The sequence below is a fragment of the Microbacterium sp. WHRI 7836 genome (assembly GCF_040223885.2).
Lineage (GTDB): Bacteria > Actinomycetota > Actinomycetes > Actinomycetales > Microbacteriaceae > Microbacterium > Microbacterium oxydans.
Genome location: NZ_CP168171.1, coordinates 1223364 through 1244779 on the forward strand (window position 1 = coordinate 1223364; position 21416 = coordinate 1244779).

The 21416-nt window shown below is 69.2% G+C and carries 22 protein-coding genes; 15 read left to right on the top strand and 7 right to left on the bottom strand.

The features are described 5' to 3' along the window. Positions 1-43: 43 nt before the first annotated feature. A complete protein-coding gene (locus ABRP18_RS05775) occupies positions 44-1204 on the bottom strand; it encodes a mandelate racemase/muconate lactonizing enzyme family protein (RefSeq protein WP_046748915.1) in 1161 nt (386 codons plus the stop codon). An 80-nt stretch (positions 1205-1284) separates the two neighbouring features. Continuing rightward, positions 1285-2088: an IclR family transcriptional regulator gene (locus ABRP18_RS05780; RefSeq protein ID WP_046748916.1), complete on the bottom strand. Its 804-nt coding sequence runs from the start codon at positions 2086-2088 to the stop codon at positions 1285-1287. Between the two features lie 228 nt (positions 2089-2316). Between ABRP18_RS05780 and ABRP18_RS05785 the strand changes: the two genes are divergently transcribed. From ABRP18_RS05785 to ABRP18_RS05795, 3 genes are read left to right on the top strand one after another with little or no spacing between them, the layout of a single operon-like run. Next, a complete protein-coding gene (locus ABRP18_RS05785) occupies positions 2317-3255 on the top strand; it encodes a carbohydrate ABC transporter permease (protein WP_045262209.1) in 939 nt (312 codons plus the stop codon). Then, on the top strand, positions 3255-4112 hold the full coding sequence (locus ABRP18_RS05790; RefSeq protein WP_052674532.1) for a carbohydrate ABC transporter permease: 858 nt from the start codon (positions 3255-3257) through the stop codon (positions 4110-4112). Before ABRP18_RS05785 ends, ABRP18_RS05790 begins: the two co-directional genes overlap by 1 nt. 51 nt (positions 4113-4163) lie before the next feature. Next, entirely contained in the window at positions 4164-5477 is a 1314-nt protein-coding gene (locus tag ABRP18_RS05795) for an extracellular solute-binding protein (RefSeq protein ID WP_061015229.1), read from the top strand. 75 nt (positions 5478-5552) lie between these two features. Here the strand turns inward: ABRP18_RS05795 and ABRP18_RS05800 are convergent, their stop codons facing one another. Then, positions 5553-6272 carry an SDR family NAD(P)-dependent oxidoreductase gene (locus ABRP18_RS05800; protein WP_113681405.1) on the bottom strand — a complete coding sequence of 240 codons (720 nt, stop codon included), beginning with the start codon at positions 6270-6272 and terminating at the stop codon, positions 5553-5555. Then, complete coding sequence (locus ABRP18_RS05805) at positions 6269-7162, bottom strand: dihydrodipicolinate synthase family protein (RefSeq protein ID WP_257022130.1); 894 nt, start codon at positions 7160-7162, stop codon at positions 6269-6271. The genes ABRP18_RS05800 and ABRP18_RS05805 overlap by 4 nt, the downstream gene beginning before the upstream one ends. A gap of 137 nt (positions 7163-7299) precedes the next feature. Between ABRP18_RS05805 and ABRP18_RS05810 the strand changes: the two genes are divergently transcribed. The 4 genes from ABRP18_RS05810 to ABRP18_RS05825 all read left to right on the top strand — a co-directional run bounded on the left by ABRP18_RS05810 (position 7300) and on the right by ABRP18_RS05825 (position 11229). After that, positions 7300-8208 (top strand): SMP-30/gluconolactonase/LRE family protein, encoded by a 909-nt coding sequence (locus ABRP18_RS05810; RefSeq protein ID WP_141370160.1) that lies wholly within the window; start codon positions 7300-7302, stop codon positions 8206-8208. Beyond that, entirely contained in the window at positions 8205-8849 is a 645-nt protein-coding gene (locus ABRP18_RS05815) for a bifunctional 4-hydroxy-2-oxoglutarate aldolase/2-dehydro-3-deoxy-phosphogluconate aldolase (RefSeq protein ID WP_206549501.1), read from the top strand. The genes ABRP18_RS05810 and ABRP18_RS05815 overlap by 4 nt, the downstream gene beginning before the upstream one ends. Positions 8850-8950: 101 nt before the next feature. Next, positions 8951-10408: an ABC transporter permease gene (locus tag ABRP18_RS05820; RefSeq protein WP_349885704.1), complete on the top strand. Its 1458-nt coding sequence runs from the start codon at positions 8951-8953 to the stop codon at positions 10406-10408. A 74-nt stretch (positions 10409-10482) separates the two neighbouring features. After that, positions 10483-11229: an ABC transporter ATP-binding protein gene (locus ABRP18_RS05825; protein ID WP_349885705.1), complete on the top strand. Its 747-nt coding sequence runs from the start codon at positions 10483-10485 to the stop codon at positions 11227-11229. 84 nt (positions 11230-11313) lie between these two features. Here ABRP18_RS05825 and gndA read toward each other — a convergent pair whose 3' ends face one another. Next, positions 11314-12768 carry an NADP-dependent phosphogluconate dehydrogenase gene (gndA, locus tag ABRP18_RS05830; RefSeq protein ID WP_349885706.1) on the bottom strand — a complete coding sequence of 485 codons (1455 nt, stop codon included), beginning with the start codon at positions 12766-12768 and terminating at the stop codon, positions 11314-11316. Between the two features lie 58 nt (positions 12769-12826). Further along, positions 12827-13747, bottom strand: coding sequence for an NAD(P)-dependent oxidoreductase (locus ABRP18_RS05835; RefSeq protein WP_349885708.1), 921 nt, complete (start codon positions 13745-13747; stop codon positions 12827-12829). A gap of 98 nt (positions 13748-13845) precedes the next feature. Between ABRP18_RS05835 and ABRP18_RS05840 the strand changes: the two genes are divergently transcribed. The 7 genes from ABRP18_RS05840 to ABRP18_RS05870 all read left to right on the top strand — a co-directional run bounded on the left by ABRP18_RS05840 (position 13846) and on the right by ABRP18_RS05870 (position 20365). Continuing rightward, a complete protein-coding gene (locus ABRP18_RS05840; RefSeq protein WP_058632435.1) occupies positions 13846-14904 on the top strand; it encodes a D-2-hydroxyacid dehydrogenase in 1059 nt (352 codons plus the stop codon). A 53-nt stretch (positions 14905-14957) separates the two neighbouring features. Next, positions 14958-15746: an IclR family transcriptional regulator gene (locus ABRP18_RS05845; protein ID WP_046748923.1), complete on the top strand. Its 789-nt coding sequence runs from the start codon at positions 14958-14960 to the stop codon at positions 15744-15746. A 145-nt stretch (positions 15747-15891) separates the two neighbouring features. Continuing rightward, positions 15892-17310: an MFS transporter gene (locus ABRP18_RS05850; protein WP_349885709.1), complete on the top strand. Its 1419-nt coding sequence runs from the start codon at positions 15892-15894 to the stop codon at positions 17308-17310. Continuing rightward, complete coding sequence (locus tag ABRP18_RS05855) at positions 17307-18092, top strand: SDR family oxidoreductase (RefSeq protein WP_046748925.1); 786 nt, start codon at positions 17307-17309, stop codon at positions 18090-18092. The genes ABRP18_RS05850 and ABRP18_RS05855 overlap by 4 nt, the downstream gene beginning before the upstream one ends. After that, positions 18092-18823: a fumarylacetoacetate hydrolase family protein gene (locus ABRP18_RS05860; RefSeq protein ID WP_349885710.1), complete on the top strand. Its 732-nt coding sequence runs from the start codon at positions 18092-18094 to the stop codon at positions 18821-18823. Before ABRP18_RS05855 ends, ABRP18_RS05860 begins: the two co-directional genes overlap by 1 nt. A gap of 16 nt (positions 18824-18839) precedes the next feature. Then, positions 18840-19877, top strand: coding sequence for an alcohol dehydrogenase catalytic domain-containing protein (locus ABRP18_RS05865; RefSeq protein WP_349885711.1), 1038 nt, complete (start codon positions 18840-18842; stop codon positions 19875-19877). Beyond that, the gene (locus tag ABRP18_RS05870; protein WP_046748928.1) at positions 19874-20365 is read left to right on the top strand and encodes a gluconokinase; all 492 of its coding nucleotides are present in this window, start codon (positions 19874-19876) and stop codon (positions 20363-20365) included. The genes ABRP18_RS05865 and ABRP18_RS05870 overlap by 4 nt, the downstream gene beginning before the upstream one ends. 15 nt (positions 20366-20380) lie before the next feature. Here the strand turns inward: ABRP18_RS05870 and ABRP18_RS05875 are convergent, their stop codons facing one another. Continuing rightward, positions 20381-20506: a hypothetical protein gene (locus ABRP18_RS05875; protein WP_349885712.1), complete on the bottom strand. Its 126-nt coding sequence runs from the start codon at positions 20504-20506 to the stop codon at positions 20381-20383. A 222-nt stretch (positions 20507-20728) separates the two neighbouring features. Here ABRP18_RS05875 and ABRP18_RS05880 point away from each other — a divergent pair, with 222 nt between their 5' ends. Beyond that, a complete protein-coding gene (locus tag ABRP18_RS05880; protein WP_046748929.1) occupies positions 20729-21343 on the top strand; it encodes a 50S ribosomal protein L25/general stress protein Ctc in 615 nt (204 codons plus the stop codon). Positions 21344-21416: the final 73 nt, after the last annotated feature.

The following is a 21416-nucleotide window of genomic DNA, read 5'->3' on the forward strand; positions in this document are numbered from 1 at the left end:
GGCGGATGCGACCATTTGCGCGATTCTGAGGAGAGTTGACGACTCAGTGGCGCACGTACTCCTTGATCGCGTCCTCGTCGACCGCGACGCCGAGGCCCGGGCCGGTCGGGACGACGAAGCCGCCGTCGGCGCGCACCTCGAGGGGCGTCGTGAGCAGACGGTTGGCGACCGGGAGCGTGAACGGCTGGTACTCGAACGCGAGGAGCGAGGCGGCGCTCGCCGCGACGTGAACGCCGGCGGCCATCGCGATGCCGAAGGCTGCCGAGTGGTGAGGGGCGACCTGCACGTGGAAGGCGTCGGCGACCGCCGAGATCGCGAGGCCCTCGGTGATGCCGGTACGGCCGATGTCGGGCTGCGTGAGGCCGACCGCGCGGCGGGTGAGCCAGTCAGTGAACTCGAAGCGGCTGCGCATCGCCTCGCCGACCGCGATCGGCGTCGCGAGCGCGGAAGCGAGGTCTCGGTGGCCCTCCACGTCTTCCGGAGCGAGTGGCGCCTCGAAGAACCAGGCCCTGCGGTCGTCGAGCTCCCGGCCGAGAGCACGGGCCTCGCCGAGGCGGTAGGTCCAGTGCGCGTCGAGCGCGACGTCGAGGTCGGGGTGAACGCCGCGGACCGCATCGTAGGTGGCGAGGTCGGTGCGGATGTCGACGCCGAGGTGCAGCTTGATGCGCCGCACGCCCCCTTCGACGAGCTCGGCCGTCTTCTCCGCGCGCTCGACGTCGTCTACGCCGCGGATGCCCGAGACGTACGTGGGCAGCACCTCGTGGAAGCGTCCGCCGGCGAGCTCCGAGACCGAGAGCCCGGTCGCGTGACCCCAGAGGTCCCACAGGGCGATGTCGACGGCTGCCATGGCGTCGGCCTGATGGCCGGTGAGGTGCCCGCGCTCGCGCATCGACTCGGTCATCCGGTGCCAGAGCGTGCGCACCGAACGCGGGTCCTCGCCGAGGATGAGCGGGGCCAGCAGGTTGTCCACGATCGCCGCGACCACGACCGGGGCGACCGGAGCGAGCGCTTCGCCCCACCCGATCAGCCCCTCGTCGGTCTCGATCTTCACCAGCAGGGTCTCGTAACCGGGGGAGTACAGGCTCCGCCACGGTGGGCGGATCACATAGCCGCGGTGGTCGACGGCGGTGTCGCCCGCGTAGGAGTTGTTCGCCTCCTCCTTCGAGAGGTAGAGGGGAAAGGTCTGGACGCGCGTGATTCTCACAGGGGTCTCCAAAGACATCGATGGGCGAGCGGTCGGCGGCTGGTGCCGCGGTCAGGGGTAGGGAGCGTCGCGGCCGGGCGTCAGAGCGCGGCGAACGCGGATGCGGTGCGGGAAGGGCTGTATCCGAGGGCGACGGAGATCTCGTCGGCGGCTTCGATCAGCTGCAGCGCGAGCTCCTGATGCGGGGCGTGCAGATCCAACACGGACAGCGGGCCGCTCGCCGAGATGCCGGCCACGATCTCGCCCGCACGGTTGCGGATCGGGGCGGCGATGCAGGCACGTCCGAAGGCGAGTTCCTCGATCTCGGTCGAGTAGCCGCGGCTGCGCGTCTCATCGAGCGCGAGCTGCATGGCCTCGCGGTCGACGATCGTGTGCGGGGTGAAGCGCTGCGGTGCCTGCGCGAAGTACTCGTCCACCTGCGCGTCGGTCATGCCGGACAGCAGTGCCTTGCCGATGCCGGTGGCGTGCAGGGGACCCGTGCGGCCCGCCATGTCGAACGACTTCGGTGCGAGCGCCCCCTCGAAGTTGCACAGGTACATGAAGGTGAAGCCGCTGAGCTCGGCGACGTTCACACCGATCTCGATCCGGCGGGCGAGGTTCTGCGCGATCTGCCGCGCTGCGCGGAAGATGGGGGAGCCGTTGAGGGCGATCGTGCCGAGCGAGACGGCGGCCGGACCCAGGCGGTACAGGCCGGTGCGCGGGTCCTGGACCACGAACTTCATGCGGTCCAGCGCCGACATCATCCGCGAGACCGTGGACTGGCCGAGCCCGGTGAGGGTGCAGAGCTCCGAGACCCGCAGTTCGCCCGACTCCTCGGTGAAGCAGGCGAGCAACGACATCGCCCGTTCGACGGTCTGGGTGCCGCCCACCGATTCCGATGCCATGGTCACTCCTCCTCAGTACTGCCGCCGCGTGGGCGACGTCGCGGCTGGTCACCGCTGCCAGTCATCCTATTCAGAGAAATGGCTTCGAGCAACACAAATGTGGGTGTCGTATGCATTTTGTGGATTTCGCATCCGCATTGTGGTTAACTAGCCGCACGTCGACGTCGACGACTGTGACGACGACGCGCAGGGCCCCGCGGGGGTCGTCTCTACTGGAAAGTGACTGCAATGCAACAAGCCATACTCGAGCGGCCCGCAGAGAGCGAGCAGAAGGCCGTCGAGCCACGCTCCGGGCGACGCTCCACGCTGGGCGCGAAGGATCGCACCTTCGGTTTCATGATCGCACTTCCCGCGGTCCTCCTGTTCCTCGTGATCGCGATCTTCCCTCTCGTGTCGAGCATCTTCACGAGCCTGTTCGATCAATCCCTCCTGCGTCCGGAGCGCACGTTCGTCGGTCTCGACAACTACGCGGCCGTCTGGGACGAGTTCTTCGCGCGGCTCGGCACGACCCTCGTCTTCGCGTCGCTCTCCACGATCTTCCCGCTCGTGCTCGGCGTGGCCCTGGCGCTGCTGCTGAACGCCCGCATGCGCGGACGGAACATCCTGCGCGGGGCCCTCATGCTTCCCTGGCTGCTCCCCGGTGTGGTCGTCTCCTTCCTCTGGGCGTGGATCTTCAACGACAGCTACGGCGTCGTCAACCACGTGCTCTCGGTGTTCGGTCTTCCCGAGGTCAGCATGCTGGGCACCCCGACCGGCGCCATGGCGGCCGTGGTCATCGCCAAGACGTGGCACTCGTTCCCCTGGATCATGGTCGTGGCCCTCGCGGTGCTGCAGACCCTTCCGAGCGAGCAGATCGAGGCCGCCACCATCGACGGTGCGACTCGCGCGCAGCGGTTCCGCCACATCTCCCTGCCGCACATCGCAGGCCCCGTGACCCTCGTCGCCGTCCTGGAGTTCATCTACAACTTCGGCAACTTCGACACGATCTTCGTCATGACCGGTGGAGGGCCGGGCAACTCGACCACGACGCTCGCGGTCAGCCTCTACGATCTCGCTTTCGGCAGCTACGAGCTGGGCAAGGCCTCAGCCATGGGCACGCTCTGGCTGGTCCTGCTGGCCATCATCACCACCGGATACCTGTTCCTCAACCGACGGCTGGAGAAGTGATGCGCCGTAGTCGCGATGTGGGGGAGTCGATCATCCGCCCCCACCTGTCCATCCCGGGACGTGTCCTGCTCCTGCTGCTGGCGCTGTTCGGCCTGCTCCCGGTGTACTGGCTCACGGCCACCGCTTTCACGAAGAAGGAGGACGTGTTCTCCCTCGACCGTCCGTTCTTCCCTGTGGATCCGACCTTCGAGAACTTCATCGGCTTCTTCCAGAACGACCTGCTGCTGAAGAACCTCCTCAACAGCATCATCGTCTCCACCGGAACCGCTCTGCTCGCCGTCCTGGTCGGCGGACTGATGGCGTACTCCCTGTCGAAGTTCCGCTACCGCGGTCGCAACGCCGTGATGTTCATGTTCCTCATCGGTCAGCTGATCCCCGGTGCGCTGCTGCTCATCTCGCTCTACCTGATGCTGAGCTCGGCAGGGCTGCTGTACACCTATACGGCACTGATCATCTCGTTCACGACGTTCACGCTGCCGCTCGCGGTGTTCCTGCTGAAGGGCATCATCGACGCACTGCCGGACGACATCATCGAGGCGGCCAAGGTCGACGGACTCTCGCGCACGGGGACGATGTTCCGCATCGTGTTCCCGCTCGTGGTCCCCGGACTCATCACCGCCGGGATGTTCGCCTTCATGCGGGGCTGGAGCGATCTCCTCTTCGCCCTCACGCTCGCAGGACCCGACAAGCAGACGCTGCCGGCGGGTCTCACCCAGGCGTTCATCCGCGAGGGCACGGCGGACTGGCCCGCGCTCATGGCGGCGTCCCTGATCACCTCCCTCCCACTCGTCCTCATCTTCATCCTCCTGCAGCGCTACTTCGTCTCCGGCCTCGCCGCCGGGGCGGTCAAGGGATAGCGCCGCACCGCAGCACCGCTCGTCACCCCTCATCCCGAAGGAGCAGTCTCCATGAACATCTCGAACTCGCAGCTGAGCCGCCGAGCCTTCCTCGGAGGCGGAACCGTCCTGGCGGCGTTCGGCGCACTCGCGCTCGCCGGCTGTGCGACCCCCGCCGCCCCCGGCACCGGAGCCGGAGCCACGGCCGCAGGAGCCACCAAGGCCAAGACCATCAACTTCTACGGCAACTCGCTCGGCGAAGAGGCTCTGAAGTCGGCGTGGCAGGGCATCCTCGACGGCTTCTCGAAGCAGGAGGGCGTCAAGGTCGCCCCGGTCATCTACCCCTACGATCAGGCCGCCACGCAGCTGGCTCTGACCGGACGCTCCGGCAACCTCATGGGCGTCGGGCAGTCGGGCGGGTGGCAGGTGCTGACCCCCATGAACGTGCTCGCCGACCTCTCCGACCTCGCGAAGGGGCTGGGCATCCCGCAGGGTGTGCTCGACTCCTACACGATGGACGGCAAGCTGCTCGTGCTCCCGCTCACGGCTGCCGGTATCGGCATCATCACCAACGGCGAGATCGCGAAGAGCGTCGGCATCAAGTCGGGCATGACCGTGGAGCAGTTCGCCACGGCGCTCGAGAAGATCAAGAAGCAGGACTCGTCGCTGATCCCCTACGCCGCCGTCACGAAGAACCCCGACCTGAAGGACGCCGTCCCGTGGATGTGGGGCTTCGGCAGCGACGTGGTCACCGACGACCTGAAGTGCACCCTGGGAGATGCCGAGAGCGTCAAGGCCGTCACCTGGTACAAGTCCCTGCAGGATGCCGGTCTGACGCAGACGAACGTGGCGCGCAGCGATGCCCGCATCCTGTTCGCGAGCGGTCGGGCGGCCCTGTACGACGATGCCCCGCTCGCGTCGACCTTCGTCAAGACGAACGGTGCGGCGCAGAACATCATCGACAACATCGGGGCCATCTCGCGCCCGACCGCCGGTGGCAAGGACTCGTTCAACCGGGCTTGGGGCAGTGGTGTCTTCGCGACCGCGGGGGAGGGCGAGCTCACGAGCCGCGACTTCATCCTCTACGCCGCGACGAACGTCGAAGCGGCGACCGCGCTCTACGAGAACTCCGCGGTGGCACCTGCCGCCAAGAGCGTCGCCGACAAGATCCCCGCCCTCGCGGCGGACAAGTTCCAGGGCGCGTTCCGCACCGAGGTCTCCGAGCATGCACGCGGTGCCGCGTGGGACCGCGTCGCGGTGACCGCGCAGATCGACGCCGCGATCGGCGCGGGTGTCGCGACGATCCTCGCCGGGCAGGTCGAGGTGCAGGCCGGCCTCAACGCGCTGAAGAAGGAAGTCCAGGGGCTGCTCGACGCCAACTCCTGATCGAGAGCGGCGGGAGATACGAAGAAGGCCGCGTTCCCGGAAAGGGACGCGGCCTTCTTCGTAGAGGTGAGCGGGTCAGAGCCAGCGTTCGCGCAGCACCGGCTTGAGCCAGGCCGCGGGGGAGGAGATCGACAGGCCGCCGTCGACCGCGATCGACGTGCCGGTGACGAAGGACGCGGCATCGGAGGCGAGGAACGCCACGACGGACGCGACCTCCTCCGGACGGCCGATGCGTCCGAGCGGGTAGCCCTCGCTCTCGCCGGTGTCCTGCGCGGAGATGCTGCCCGGCTGCACGGCGTTCACGCGGATGCCTCGGGGGCCGTAGTCCAGCGCCAGCTGCCGTACGAGGCCGTCCACTCCGGCCTTGGCGGCTGCGTAGGCGGCCAAGGCCGGGGCGGCGAGCGACGAGTTCACGGAGGTCACCGCGACGATCGACGATCCGGCGGAGAGACGGGAAAGAGCCGCGCGCGCCACGAAGAACGCCGAGTCGAGCGTGGCCCCCAGGGCGCCGCGCCAGTCTTCGTCGCTCGTGGTCTCGGCGCGGGCGATCGGCATGCGTCCGGCGGCGAGCACGACGACATCGAGTCGGCCGAGAGCCTGCTCCGCATCCGCGACGGCGCGATCGGCGGCCTCCGGCCGACTGCAGTCCGCGACGAGATACCGCGCGAAGACGGCGTCGTCGCTGTCATCGATCCCCACGCCGACGACGGTGTCCCCGCCGTCGGCGAAGGCGCGGGCGATCGCGAGACCGATGTCGGAGCTGCCGCCGATCAGCAGCACGCCGCGGCCGGTCACACGCGCACCGTGGTGGGGACGGGGGGAAGGGCGAGCTCGTCGATCACGAGCTTCACGGACGCACGGCTGCCGGAGTCGAGGCGCGACGCGGGGTAGCGGACCGTCGCGTGGTCGATGATGCCGCGCGCGACGAGAACCTCCTTGTGCACCGCCCATGCGATGCCGCCCTGCAGACCGATGAGCACGAGAGGGAGCATACGACGGAACTCGGCTCTGGCCTCGTCGACGCGCCCCTCCAGGAACCTGTCGAGCACCGGGCCGAGCAGGTCGGGGAACTCGCAGGCGGGCATCGTGCCGACGGCGCCCCTGGCGTACTCCTCCAGGCAGAACTGCGCGTTCTGTCCGCCGAGCACGGCGAAGTCGGGGTCATCGATCGCCGAGACCACGGCCCCGACCTTGGGTGCCGTCGGGGGAGCTTCCACCTTGACCGAGTCGACGCCGTCGAGCCGGGCGATCTCGGCGATCAGAGCCGGAGCCATCACCACGCCGGTGACGCCGGGAGCGTCCTGCACCATGACGGAGAGCGAGGTGGCCGCGGCCACGTCGCCGTAGAAGTCGACGAGCGTCGCTGCCGGCGGCTTCACCATGAACGGCGGAAGCACCATGAGCGCGTCGGCGCCCCCTTCCTCCGCGAGGAGCGCCTGCTCGATCGAGGTCGCGGTGGACGTGCCGTTGACGCCGGCGATCACCGGGATCCGGCCGTCGACCACCCGGACGACATCGTCCAGGATCGTCCGACGTTCCTCCGTCGTCAGTGCGAAGCCCTCGCTCGCCATGCCGAAGACGGCGACACCGTCGACCCCGGAGGCGAGCTGGAACTCGACCAGCCGACGCAGGCCGGCACGGTCGAGGGCGCCCGATTCGTCGAAGGGTGTTGCCAGGATGGGCATCAAGCCATGGAGTGTCGGAGCCATCAGCTGTTTCCCGCCTTCATCATCGTCTGTCCACATTTCTCGCAAGTGTTATGCATATTGTGAGATAGTCTGCCACATAACGGTTACGAGCTACCAGCGAAGGACGCCCCCGGATGTCGCACACCCTGCCCTCCCGAACCGTCGAGATCCTCTCCGACGCCCGATACGTCCAGGCCGAGTCTCCGCGGTGGGACGGTCGCGACGGCAGCCTCGCCTGGATCGACATGGCCACGGGTTCGCTGCACCGCGGGCGTATCGACGGCGGGCGAGTGATCCCCGGGTCCGCGGTCGTCGTCGGCGCGCAGATCGGTGCCCCGATCCCGCTCGCGCAGCCGGGGCAGGGCTGGCTGGTCGGAGTCGATCGTCGCGTCGTGCACGTGAGCGACGACGGAGCCGTCTGCCCACTCACGGATGACATCGCCGCACCGGGGGACTACATGAACGACGGCGGCGGTGATCCGGTCGGTCGCTTCTGGGTGGGCAGCCAGTCGATGCCCCGCGACCCGCACTGCACGCTGTGGAGCATCGACCCCGATGGTGAGCCGACTGCTCGCCTGGAAGGGGTCACGGTGTCCAACGGTCTCGCCTTCGACAGCACGGGATCCACGCTGTTCTACATCGACACTCTGCCGGACCGCAGCATCGAGGCCTTCGACGTGGCGCCGGACGGGGAGCTGTCGAATCGCCGCACGGTGTGCCGGGTCGAGGGCGGCAACCCCGACGGCATGGCGATCGACCTCGAGGGCATGCTCTGGGTCGCGGTCTGGGACGCCTCCGAGGTGCGCCGCTACTCTCCCGACGGTCAGCTCGTGGAGACCATCGTCCTTCCGGCGAAGCGTCCGACCGCCGTAGCCCTCGTTGACCGGTTGCTCGTGATCACCACCGCGAGCATCGGCCTGGCAGAACCAGCTGACGCCGACGGTGCGCTTCTCGGCGTGCAGGTCGAGGTCGGAGGGGTCCCCGCATACCCGTGGCGAGGTGCGGTGCCGACGGCCCGCATCGCAGGGGAGGGCGCGCTGTGAGCGCCGTCGACAACGACCAGCTGCGGGAACGGTTGCGCCGCACGCGGCTCGTCGCGATCCTCCGCGGAACCGACGTCGATGCGACGGTCGCCGCGGCACGGACCCTCCTGGAAGCCGGCGTGCGCACGCTCGAGATCGCGCTCACCCTCCCCGACGCGGAGGAGGCGATCGCGCAGGTGGTGCACGACGCTCCGGTCGACGCGCTGATCGGCGCCGGCACCGTGCTCGACGAGGCGGATGTCGATCGCGCCGTATCCGCCGGCGCGCAGTTCATGGTCACCCCGACGCTCAGCGCATCTGTGCCCTACGCCGTCAGCTGCGGCATCGGCGTCCTGCCCGGTGTCTACACGCCGACGGAGGTCCAGCGCGGTCACGACCTCGGCAGCGCGGCGGTGAAGCTGTTCCCCGCGTCGGCACTCGGTCCCGGCTTCATCCGCGCCGTGCGTGATCCGTTCCCGCACGCGCGGATCATCCCCGTGGGAGGTGTGAGCGTCGACACCGTCGGCGACTTTCTCGCGGCCGGTGCCTTCGGCGTCGGGGTCGGTGGACCTCTGGTCGGCGATGCGGCGACCTCAGGCGGCGACCTCGACGCTCTCGCTGTCCGCGCCAGGGCATTCGTGGAGGCCGTGCGGGCGGTGTGATCCGCGCTCCATAGTGTTCTCATCACCGGACCCTCGATTCCGCTTATGCGCGATTCCTAACGTCGATCTCGCCCCGCGATGGCCGCGGCGGAAGGAGAGAGATGTACAGAACATATCTGCGGCGCGAACTCGCCGGACGCAGGAAGCAGACCCTGATCGTCGCGATCGGGCTGGCGATCGCGATCGCACTGGTGATCGTGGTCAACGCCCTCACCGCGGGGGTGCGGGACGCCCAGGCGCAGGCTCTCGCGTCCGTCTACGGAGTCGGCACCGACCTCACGGTCACGGGCGCTGCCGCCGAGCCGGGCCAGGGGGAGGGGCCGCGCTTCGACTTCGATGCGGATGCCGGTGAGAGCGATGGTGAGACCACCACGCTCGCACAGTCCACGCTGCGAACCGACTTCCTGCGCGGCACCCTCGACTCGTCCGTGCTCGACACCGTCGCCGCGACCGACGGCGTCTCGGCGGCATCCGGGGCGCTGAGCCTCACGAACTCCACGTTCTCCGGCGAGGTGCCCAGCGGTGGATTCGCGCCGCAGGACGGCGAGCAGCCCGCCGCGCCCGAGGAAGGGCAGACGCCACCGGATGGCGCAGCGGGCGGCGGGGGCTCTTTCGGGGTGGACTCCTTCTCCGTGCTCGGCATCGATCCAGCTGCCACCGCCGTGGGACCGATGGCCTCGGCCACGGTCACGGACGGTCGCGGTCTCGACGCCGATGACGCCGAGGCACTGGTCGCCATGGTCGACAGCACGTACGCCTCCACGAACGGGATCACGGTCGGAGACACCATCGACGTGGCCGGCTCCGATGTGGAGGTCATCGGGATCCTCGGATCCACGTCCGACAGTGCGGACACGGCGGCTAACGTGTATCTGCCGCTGCGCACAGCGCAGACCCTCGCCGGAGTCGACGACGTGATCTCCACCGTGTACGTCCAGGCCGATTCGGCCGCTTCGATCGATGCGGTCCAGTCCGCGCTCGCCGAAGAGCTCCCTGACGCCACCGTCACGTCGCAGTCCGAGCTCGCCTCGACGGTGTCGGGTTCCCTCTCCAGCGCCACGGCGCTGATCACGAACCTCGGCACCTGGCTCTCCGTCATCGTCCTCGCCGTCGCTCTGCTGCTCTCCGTGCTGCTCACCCTCTCGGGCGTGGGCCGTCGCACCAGGGAGTTCGGAACCCTCAAGGCGATCGGCTGGTCGAACGGGCGGGTCGTTCGCCAGGTCGCGGGCGAGTCGATGGTGCAGGGACTCATCGGGGGAGCCGCGGGCCTCGTCCTGGGTGTCATCGGCATCGTGCTCATCAACGTCCTGCGTCCCACCGTCGCTGCGAGCGGGGGAAGCCAAGCAGGTCCTGGCGGCATGGGCGGTGGCCCGACCGGAGGCGGGGCGGTGTTCCAGGGACAGCAGACGGCGGACATCGTGCTCCAGGCACCTTTCACGCCGGGGGTGCTGCTGGCCGCCGTCGGACTCGCCGTGCTCGGCGGTGTCGTCGCCGGAGCGTTTGGCGGCTGGAGGGCCGCCCGTCTCCGTCCCGCCGAGGCACTGCGCTCGGTCGCATGACCAGGTCCCGGGCGAACGATAAGCGACCGAACCCGACATCCCCGCAGAAAGACACCCCAGAGAAGGAGAAGACCATGATCACGGCAGACCTCGCACCGACGGCGCCGACAGACGGGAGGGAGCAACCGCTCTACCGTGTCACGGGCGTCACCCGGACGTACACGCAGAAGGGGCGCATCGTGAAAGTGCTGACGGGCGTGGACCTCGACATCATGTCCGGCGAGTTCGTCACGATCCAGGGCCCCACCGGAGGGGGCAAGTCGACCCTGCTGCAACTGCTCGGCGCCCTCGACACACCCTCCACCGGATCGCTTCTGCTGGACGGCAGCGAACTCGCGTCCGCTTCGAGCGCCGAGCTCACCCGGATCAGGGCGGAGGAGATCGGCTTCGTGTTCCAGGGGTTCAACCTGATCCCGACTCTCACCGCCACCGAGAACGTCGACATGGCGCTCGAGCCGCTGGGGGTCGACAGGGCCGAGCGACGCGCCAGGGTCGCGGAGGCTCTTGCCCACGTCGGTCTCGACGACAGAGGTGACCATCTGCCGGCGGAGCTCTCCGGAGGGCAGCAGCAGCGGGTCGCCATCGCGCGTGCCCTCGTCAAGAAGCCGCGAGTGCTGCTCGCCGACGAGCCGACGGGCAACCTCGATGAGAGCATGCGGGACGAGATCCTGGCGCTGCTCGAATCGCTGTGCGCCGCGGGGATCACGGTCATCGTGGTGACCCACGACTCGGCGGTGGCGCGGCGAGCGACCCGGCGTCTCCGTCTCGCGAAGGGCACGGTGCGCGACATCACGAGGGAGGGGCTCGCTGCGGCGCCGTGAGCGGCGAGCCGTCGTGACCCGCGGGGGTCATGATGCACGAAGGGCCGGGTACCTCGCGGTACCCGGCCCTTCGTCGACGGGACGTCAGTGCGTGTCTTCCGCCTCGATCTCGGTGCGGTCACCCGACCACAGCGTGTGGAAGGTGCCCGGCTTGTCGATGCGCTTGTAGGTGTGCGCGCCGAAGAAGTCGCGCTGTCCCTGCACGAGAGCGGCAGGCAGGCGATCGGCGCGGATGCCGTCGTAGTACGACAGCGACGACGAGAACGCCGGAGCCGGGATGCCCGCCTGCGCTGCGGTCACCACGACGCGACGCCACGACGACTGCGCCCGGGTGAACGCCTCGGCGAAGTAGGGTGCGGTCATCAGCACGGGGAGGTCGGGGGTCGCCGCGTAGGCATCGGCGATGCGGTTGAGGAACTGCGCACGGATGATGCAGCCGCCGCGCCAGATCTTGGAGATCGCGCCGAGGTCGATGTTCCAGCCGTACTCGGCCGCGCCGGCGCGGATCTCGTCGAAGCCCTGCGAGTAGGCGACGATCTTCGACGCATACAGTGCCAGGCGCACGTCCTCGATGAACTGCTCGGTGTCTTCGGCCGAGACCGTGAACTCCTCGTCGGGGCCGGGAAGGCCGCCGGCGACGGCGCGCTGCTCGGGGTGCGATGACAGCGAGCGGGCGAACGTGGCCTCGGCGATGCCCGACACCGGTACGCCGAGCGACAGCGCGGTCTGCACGGTCCAGGCGCCGGTGCCCTTGGCTCCCGCCTGGTCGAGGATCACGTCGACGAGCGGCTTGCCGGTCTCGGCGTCCACCTGGCGGAGCACCTCGGCCGTGATCTCGATCAGGTACGACTCGAGCTCGCCCCCGTTCCACTCGGCGAAGATCTCGGCGATCTCGGCGGGCGACTTGCCGGTGCCGCGGCGGATGAGGTCGTAGGCCTCGGCGATGAGCTGCATGTCGGCGTACTCGATGCCGTTGTGCACCATCTTGACGAAATGACCGGCGCCGTCGTGGCCGACGTGGGTGACGCAGGGCTCGCCTTCGGCGATCGCCGCGATGGACTTGAGGATCGGCCCGAGGGTGACCCACGACTCGTCCGAGCCGCCCGGCATGATCGAGGGTCCGGTGAGGGCGCCCTCCTCGCCGCCGGAGATGCCGGCGCCGACGAAGTTGATGCCGGTCTCGCGGACGGCCTTCTCGCGACGGATGGTGTCGGGGAAATAGGCGTTGCCGCCGTCGACGATGATGTCGCCCGGTTCGAACACCTCGACCAGCGAGTCGATCACCGCATCGGTCGGACCCCCGGCCTTGACCATGATGATCGCGGTGCGCGGCTTCTGCAGCGAGTCGGCGAACTCCTGGTAGGTGCGGGCCGGTACGAAGCCGGCCTCGGGGTGCTCGTCGAGGAGCGTCTGGGTCTTCTCGTAGCTGCGGTTGAAGATCGCCACCGTGTTGCCCTCGCGGCTGGCGAGGTTGCGGGCGAGGTTCGAGCCCATGACGGCGAGTCCGACGACTCCGATGTTCGCTGATGCTTCGGGCACAGAAGGCTCCTCGAGATCGTGAAGAAGGGGTGGTTTCAGAGTATCGCTGTCCGGGAGGTCAGTGGCGACCTGTGTCTTGGGAGGCGATGTCGTGAGAGGCGATGTCGCGGGAGGCGATGAAGCGCCGCGACACCGCGATGTCGCGGTCTCCGAGCCCGGCGGCGACGAGTTCGTCGAAAGCCGCACGCAGGGTGGGGAGCAGCACGGGCGCGGTGCCGGTGGCCTCGGCGATGTCGGCGGCGAAGCCGAGGTCCTTCACCATGTACTGCGCGATGCCGCTGGGGGAGTCGTCACCGGTGACGAGCTTCTCGCGGCGACTGTCGAGCAGGCGCGATCCGGCGTATCCGCCCGAGAGCAGCGACCAGAGCGCATCGAGGTCGAGTCCCGAGCGCTCGGCGAGCACCGTGGCTTCACCGAGCGCCATGATCGTGGCGGAGACCACGAGCTGGTTGCAGGCCTTGGCGACCTCGCCCGCGCCCAGCGGGCCGAGCAGCACAGGGTTGCCGCAGGGGGCGAGCACCTCGGCGGCGATCGCCGCGTCCTCCTGGTCCCCTCCGAGCATGATCGAGAGGGTTCCGGCGATCGCACCGTCCTCACCGCCGGAGACAGGGCAGTCGACGACTCGCACCCGTCCCTGCGTCTGTGCGCCCACCCGCTCCGCGAGCGCACGCACGGCCGGCGCCGACGACGTGGACCCGATCAGGATGAGCAGGTCGCCGGCGTCGGCCAGCAACCCGTCCGGCCCGTCGAGCATGGCTTCGAAAGGGGGGAGGTCGGGCAGCATCATGAGAAGGACGTCTACTCTGGAGGCGAGTTCGCGTGGCGTCTCCGCCCAGGAGGCACCGGCAGCCAGCAGTTCCGGCTGAGGGCGGCGGGCATGGATGACGAGCCGACCGTGCGCGGCGAGCAGATGGTCCGCCATCGGGCGACCCATCGCGCCGAGGCCGACCACGCCGACGGTGGCAGGTGTGTTGCTCATGCGCACACCGTAGCAACAATCCAACAGATAGAACAGTGTCCAACAGGATGGAACTGGGCTAAGGTGAGTGATTCAGACTTCCCGAGGAGGGGACCAAGATGACGGGGACCGAGAAGAAGCTGCGTGCCGTCGTGGCGGTGCCGCTGCGGGAAGAGCTGTGCCGACTGATCGAGGAGCTCGAGCCGCGCCTCGAGGTGCTCCGCGACCACGATCTGATGCCGCCGATGCGGGGTCCTGCCGACTGGTCGGGTGATCCTCAGTACACGCGCACGCCGGAGCAGCAGCAGGCCTTCGATGCGCTGGTCGATTCCGCAGACGTGCTCTTCGGGATCCCCGATGTCGACGCGGGGGCTCTGGCTCGCACGGTGGCTGCGAACCCGCGGCTGCGCTGGGTCATGACGACCGCGGCCGGGGGTGGAGCTTCGGTCAAGGCTGCCGGCCTCGACCGTTCCCAGCTCGACCGTGTGGTCTTCACCACCAGCGCCGGCGTGCACGGCGGCCCGCTCGCGGAGTTCGCGGTGTTCGGGGTCATGGCCGGTGCGAAGAACCTCCCGCGCCTCCTCGCCGACCAGGGAACGCGCACCTGGCCGGATCGCTGGGAGATGCGTCAGCTCGACGAGATGACGGTCCTGGTCGTCGGTCTCGGCGGCATCGGCTCGGAATGCGCACGGCGCTTCCATGCGCTCGGCGCGCGGGTGTGGGGCACGACGCGCTCGGGTGAGCCGGTGGCGGGTGTGGATCGTCTCGTGCCGTTGGGCGAGCTGACCGAGGCCGTGGCCGGTGTCGACGCGATCGTCGTCACCCTTCCCGGCACGGCGCAGACGCACCATCTGATCGGCGCCGACGTGCTCGAGGCCGTCAAGCCCGGTGCGATCATCGCCAACGTGGGCCGCGGCACCGTTATCGACGAGGTCGCGCTGCTCGGCGCGCTCGACGATGGTCGCGTGGCCTTCGCCGCCCTCGACGTGTTCGAGCAGGAGCCGCTCGATGCCGCCTCGCCGCTGTGGGGGCACCCGAACGTGCTGGTGAGCCCGCACACCGCAGCCCTCAGCTCCAAGGAGGAGGAGCGGATCGCTCGACGCTTCGCGGAGAACGCGGCACGCCTGCTGGACGGCGAGCCGCTGGCCGCCGTGGTCGATACGGTCGAGTTCTACTGATCGACCTGCAGGTCTTCACCGCCTGAGGGATCCCGAGCGCGAAAGGCGCGGCCATGGATGACGACACCCGCGAGGGGCGCGACCCCGCACCCGCCGTGACCCGCAGCATCCGCCTGCTCGGGATCCTCGCCGAGGCCGGTGGCCCGCGCACGCTCACCGAGCTGGCCGGGGACCTGGGACTGGCGAAGTCGTCGACCGCGAACCTCTGTCTCGCGCTCGAGGCCGGCGGCATGGTCGACCGCACGCCGCAGGGTTACCGCCTCGGCGTGCGCACCGCCGAACTGGGTGGCGCGTTCGCCGCGCAGTTCAACCAGGTGCGGGAGTTCTACAGCGTGTGCGAGGCCTCGCCGCAGCTCGCCTCCGAACTGGTGCAGGTCGCCATGCTCGACGGCACGGACGCGTTGTACCTCGCCCGTCACGAGGGCTCGCGCTCGCTCCGTCTCGGCACCCCGCTCGGGTCTCGTCTCCCGGCCCCGCTGTCGGCGACCGGACGCGCGCTCCTCGCCGCGATGAGCGACGACGAGGTGACCGAACTCCTCGGTGCTGACGCCGTCTTCCCGCAGCTCACCGAGCGCAGCGCGACCACCATGTCGGGGCTTCTCGAAGTGCTCGCCACAGCCCGCCGCAGAGGCTGGGCGCTGGACGCGGAGGAATCCTTCCGCGGCATCGTCGGCGTGGCCGTGCCCCTGGAGGGGTGGGCGCCGACCGATCCGCCGCTCGCGCTCGGTGTCGCGATCCGTGCGGCCGAGGCCGACTACGAGCGGATCGAGCGTGTGGGCGAGGCACTGCGGGAGGCCGCCGCCGCGCTCACGAATCCGTTCAGCGCTGCCGTCCGACGCTGACCTCCCCGGACGCGCCGCCGCCCTCCTGAGGGGTGGCGATTCTTCGTGCGCGAGAAAGCGGGCCACAACCCGTCCAAAGGGTTGAACGGAATTCAACAGGCTGGTACAGTCGTCATCACGCCGCAGGCGAAGCCGATCGAAGGAGATGGCCGTGACAGACCCCCGCACCTCAGCCCGAGCAGCGTCCGACGACCCGGAATACGCGGCGAATCTGCGCCGCGCGACGCTCGCGTCGAGCATCGGCAGCGCGCTGGAGTACTTCGACTTCGCGCTCTACGGCCTCTCGACCGCCCTGATCTTCAACGTCCTGTTCTTCCCCCAGGACGACCCGGCCATGGCGACGGTCGCCGCGTTCGCGACCTTCGGCGTCGGATTCCTGGCGCGTCCCTTCGGTGGACTGTTCTTCGGTGTCCTGGGCGACAAGCTGGGACGCAAGTGGGTGCTGGTCGCGACCATCGTGCTGATGGGTGGAGCCTCCACGGCGATCGGGTTGCTTCCCACGTACGCCGCGATCGGCGTGTGGGCGCCGATCCTGCTGGTGCTGATGCGACTGCTGCAGGGCTTCGGTGCCGGTGCGGAGCAGGCAGGGGCGACCGTGCTGATGGCCGAGTACGCGCCGGTGAAGCGCCGCGGCTTCTTCTCGGCTCTTCCGTTCGTCGGCATCCAGGCGGGCACGCTGCTCGCCGCGGTCGTCTTCGGCCTGATCACCCTGCTCCCCGAGGACCAGCTGCTGAGCTGGGGATGGCGCGTGCCGTTCCTCGCCTCCTTCGCGCTGATCCTGCTGGCGCTGTTCATCCGGATGCGGCTGCGGGAGACGCCGACGTTCGTCGAACTCGAGAAGCACGAGCAGATCGCCGATCGTCCGATCCGGGAGATCTTCACGCATGGTCTCCCCGGCGTGATCGTGGGCGTCGGGCTGCGCATGGCGGAGAACGGCGGCTCGTACATGTTCCAGACGCTCGGCCTCGCCTTCTTCGTGACGGTGGTCGGCGACACCGCCGACAAGAGCCTGCTCACCTGGGGCGTCACCCTCGGCTCGCTGATCGGCGTCTTCTCCGTGCCGTTCACAGGGCACCTGTCCGACCGCTTCGGCCGCCGCACGGTGTACCGGTTCGGTGCGGTCTTCATGCTCGTCTACACGTTCCCCGCATGGTGGCTCCTGTCGCTCGGGAACTACGCCATCGCGATCAGTGTGATCGCGATCGGCATCGGCGTGGCGGTGAACAGCATGCTCGGACCGCAGTGCGCCATGCTCCCCGAACTCTTCGGGAACCGTCACCGGTACCTCGGCGTCGCCATGGCCCGCGAGATCTCCGCCGTGCTCGCCGGCGGCCTCGCCGGTGTCCTCGGCGCGTACCTGATCGCGGTCAGCGACGGCAACTGGGTGCTGCTGGCCATCTACATGGCGGTGCTCGCTCTCATCACGACCGCATCGACGTTCCTCGCTCCCGAGACCCTCCGTCGCGACCTCACCCGCGTCGACGACGCGATCAAGGTCTCGCGCGCCGAGGCCGGCGACGACGTGTTCGCCACCACCGTCTCGATCAAGGCCGTGGGGCGATGACGGCATTGCCTGCGGGACTGGCCGCCTTCGATCTCACGGGGCGGACGGCGCTGGTCACCGGGTCGAGCCAGGGCATCGGGAAGACGCTCGCCGCGGGGCTGGCCGGAGCCGGAGCGACCGTCGTCGTGCACGGGCGCGATGCGGCGAAGGCGCACGCGTCGGCGAGGGAGATCTCCCGCACGACCGGGGCCGACGTGCACAGCGTCGTCTTCGACGTGACCGATGCTGCAGCGGTCGACGAGGGCATGAACGCGGTCGAACGGCTGGTCGGCGCCCCTGACATCCTCGTCAACAACGCCGGTGTCCAACGACGCGCGCCCATCGCCGAGTTCGCGGACGAGGACTGGGATGCACTCGTGCAGACCAACCTGTCCAGCGTCTTCCACCTGTCACGTCGGGTCTCCGCCGGGATGATCGCGCGCGGTTCGGGCAAGATCATCCAGATCGGCAGTGTCCAATCTCAGCTCGCCCGTCCCTCGATAGCGGCGTATGCGGCGACCAAGGGCGCGATCGTGATGTTCACGAAGGGCCTGTGCGCCGACCTCGCCCCGCACGGCATCCAGGCCAACGCGATCGCCCCCGGGTACTTCGCCACCGAGCTCACGAAGGCGCTCGTCGCCGACGAGCAGTTCTCGGACTGGGTTCGCGGACGGACCCCCGCCGGTCGGTGGGGAGACACCGAGGATCTCGTCGGCGCTCTGCTGTTCCTTGCGAGCTCCGCGAGCGACTTCGTCAACGGGCAGACGCTGTTCGTCGACGGCGGCATGACGGCGGTCGTCTGATGCGCATCGGTCGCGTCGCCGCACCCGGTGGCCCCGTGTGGGTGCGGGACGGCATCCACGGCCCGGTGCCGATCACCGACCCCTTCGCGGCCTTCGCCGGCGGGACCGAGCCGGGAGACATCGGCGAGGCCGTCGAGGGGACCGTCATCGCGCCGGTGGATCCGGTCGTCATCATCGGCATCGCCCAGAACGGCCCTGACCACGCTTCGCCGGTGCAGGCGTGGCTCAAGAGCCCGCGCACCGTGGTCGGCAGCGGGGTGACGGTGACGCTGCGCCGCGACGCCGGTGCACAGGTGGCTGAGGGCGAGATCGCCGTCGTGATCGGACGCCCGACCGCAGGGCTGACGGCGCAGAACGCGCAGGAGTACGTCCTCGGCGTCACCGCCGTGAACGACCTCTCCAGTCCCGAGCGTGCCGAGGTCGACCCGCGCAACTTCGAGTCGAAGTCGGGGGAGGGCTACACCCCGCTGGGTCCCTGGATCGACACCGACGCAGGCATCGACGATGTGACGCTCGAGGTGGCGATCGACGGTCGCCGCGTCGCCGCCATCGGGAGCACTCAGCTGCCGATGTCGATCCGGGAATGCCTCGCGTATGTGGCCGCGTGGTCACCGCTGGGTCCCGGGGACGTCATCATGACCGGCGCGCCGCACTCCCAGGCGGTCGTGGCGCCAGGACAGACCGTGACCGTCGATGTGGCGGGCATCCGATTGGTCACGCCCTTCGTGTGACCGGGGAAGGAGCGCGGTGGAGAACCTCGCTGTGGTGGCGCATGCCGCCGACGATCTGCGGATCGAAGACATCGGTGCGCCGATGGCCCGACCGGACGAGGCCGTGGTCGACGTGGCCTTCGGGGGCGTCTGCGGGTCAGACCTCCACTACTGGCGGCACGGAGCCGCCGGGGCCTCCGTGCTGCGGGAGCCGATGATCCTCGGGCACGAGGTGTCCGGTGTCGTGACGGTCGCCGCAGCCGACGGCTCGGGGCCGGCAGTCGGCACGCCCGTGGCCGTCCACCCGCTCACCGCGCACGGGGACGGGCGCACACCCTGGCCGGCCGAGCATCCCAACCTCGCACCGGCATCGACGTATCTCGGGTCGGCGATGCACCTGCCTCACACTCAGGGGGCCTTCGCCCGTCGCGTGGCGCTCCCCGCGCGGATGCTGCACGCTCTCCCCACCGGCCTCGATCTGCGCACGGCGGCGTTGGCCGAACCTGCCGCGGTCGCCTGGCACGGTGTGCGGCGAGCCGGCGACGTCCGAGGTCGCAGCGTCGTGGTCATCGGCGCCGGACCCATCGGCCAACTCGTCGCGGCCGTCGCCCAGCGGGAGGGGGCCACGTCCGTGACGGTCACCGATCTGCAGCAGCTGCCGCGGGAGATCGCCGAAGCGCGGGGCATCCGGTCGATCGACGCCAGGGCGGAGAGCGAGATCTCCGAGCTGCACGCCGATGTCGTGATCGAATCCAGCGGCACCGTCCCCGGTCTCGCGGCCGCCGTCTCCGCCGCCGTCCGCGGGGGCGTGGTGGTGATGCTGGGGCTGCAGCGCGGGGGCGACGTGCCGGCGCCGATGGCCACCGCGATCACGCGCGAAATCACCCTGCGCGGATCGTTCCGCTTCGGGGCGGAGTTCGACGAGGTCATCGCCGCTCTCGCTGACGGCAGCCTCGACGTGCGCGGTATCATCAGCCACGTGCTGCCGGTCGACGATGCGCTCGAGGCGTTCGCACGGGCCGCCGACCCTGCGAGCTCCTGCAAGGTGCTCATCGACTTCGGAAGAGGCGCATGAGCGTGCGCATCGTGGTGATGGGTCCGAGTGGCTCCGGCAAGTCGACGGTGGGCGCGTTCCTGGCCGACTCTCTCGGAGCGCGGTTCATCGACGGCGATGACCTGCATCCGCCGGAGAACGTCGGCAAGATGGCCGCTGGAGTTCCGCTGGACGATGCGGATCGACAGCCCTGGCTCCGCCTCGTCGGGAAGACCCTCCAGGCGGAGGAGCGCGTCGTCGTCGCGTGCTCAGCCCTTCGACGCGTCTATCGCGACCTCATCAGAGACGAGGCGCCGGAGGCATTCTTCGCCGAACTGGCGATCGGTCGCGACGTCCTCGAGGAGCGGATGCGCCTGCGCGTGGATCACTTCATGCCGGCCGCACTGCTGGATTCCCAGCTGCAGACCCTCGAGTCGCTCGATGCAGACGAAGAGGGCATAAGCATCGACGCGGCGGCGGACGTGCGGACCGCGTCCGCGCTGATCGCCGCGGCGGTGGGGCAGCGCTAGCGCCGCTGTCGCTCGTCAGTCCTTGCGGTAACCCGAGCGGCCCATCGCGAACAGCGCGATGGACGAGGTGACGGCCGCGCACACGGTCATGGCGCCGATCAGCCAGAGGAGTGCGTGCGAGAGGAAGGCGCCGTCGAGCATGGGGGTTCTCCGTGTTCTGCAGAAAAGGACCGGTGTCCTCAGCCTATCGGGTCATCCGGTACCATTGAGGCTGTACCTCGGCGAGGGATGCTTCTGCGCGTGCGCGAACATCCGTTATCGACGCGGCGAAGCAAGCCCGGTGGCTTTCCTCCTGCGTCAGCGAGTTCGAAAATTCCAAGACCACCGCGCGGCGCCTTCGCTGCGTGCCCCGAAGGAGAACCCATGTCTGAAGACACCAAGGTCCAGGCCGAGCTCCGCGAGAGCTTCGGCAAGGGCTTCGCCCGCCGCCTCCGCGCCGCCGGCAAGATCCCCGCCGTCATCTACGGTCACGGCACGGAGCCGGTGCACGTCGCACTCCCCGGCCACCAGGTCTCGCTCATCCTGCGCCGCGCGAACGCGCTGCTCGAGCTCGACATCGAGGGCAAGTCCCAGCTCGCTCTGGTCAAGGACGTGCAGAAGGACCCGGTGCACCAGATCATCGAGCACATCGACCTGCTCGTCGTGAAGAAGGGCGAGAAGGTCGCCATCGACGTCCCGATCATCGTCACGGGCGAGTCGGCTCCCGGTACGATCGCGAACCTCGACGCCACCACCGTGTCGATCGAGGCCGAGGCCACGCACATCCCCCAGAACATCGAGGTCTCGGTCGAGGGCCTGGAAGAGGGCGCGCACATCACTGCCGCCGACGTGCAGCTCCCCAAGGGCTCCACGCTGCTCTCCGACCCCGAGGTGCTCGTCGTCGCGATCTCCGTGCCCGCCGCACCCGCGGAAGAGGACGAGGCGGAGACCGAAGGCGAGTCCGCCGATGAGGCGACCGAAGAGGCCGCCGCGGAGTGATCTCCGACTGATTCATCACAGAGGGGACGCGATCCGATCGCGTCCCCTCTGTCGTATCCTGACCGGGATGCTG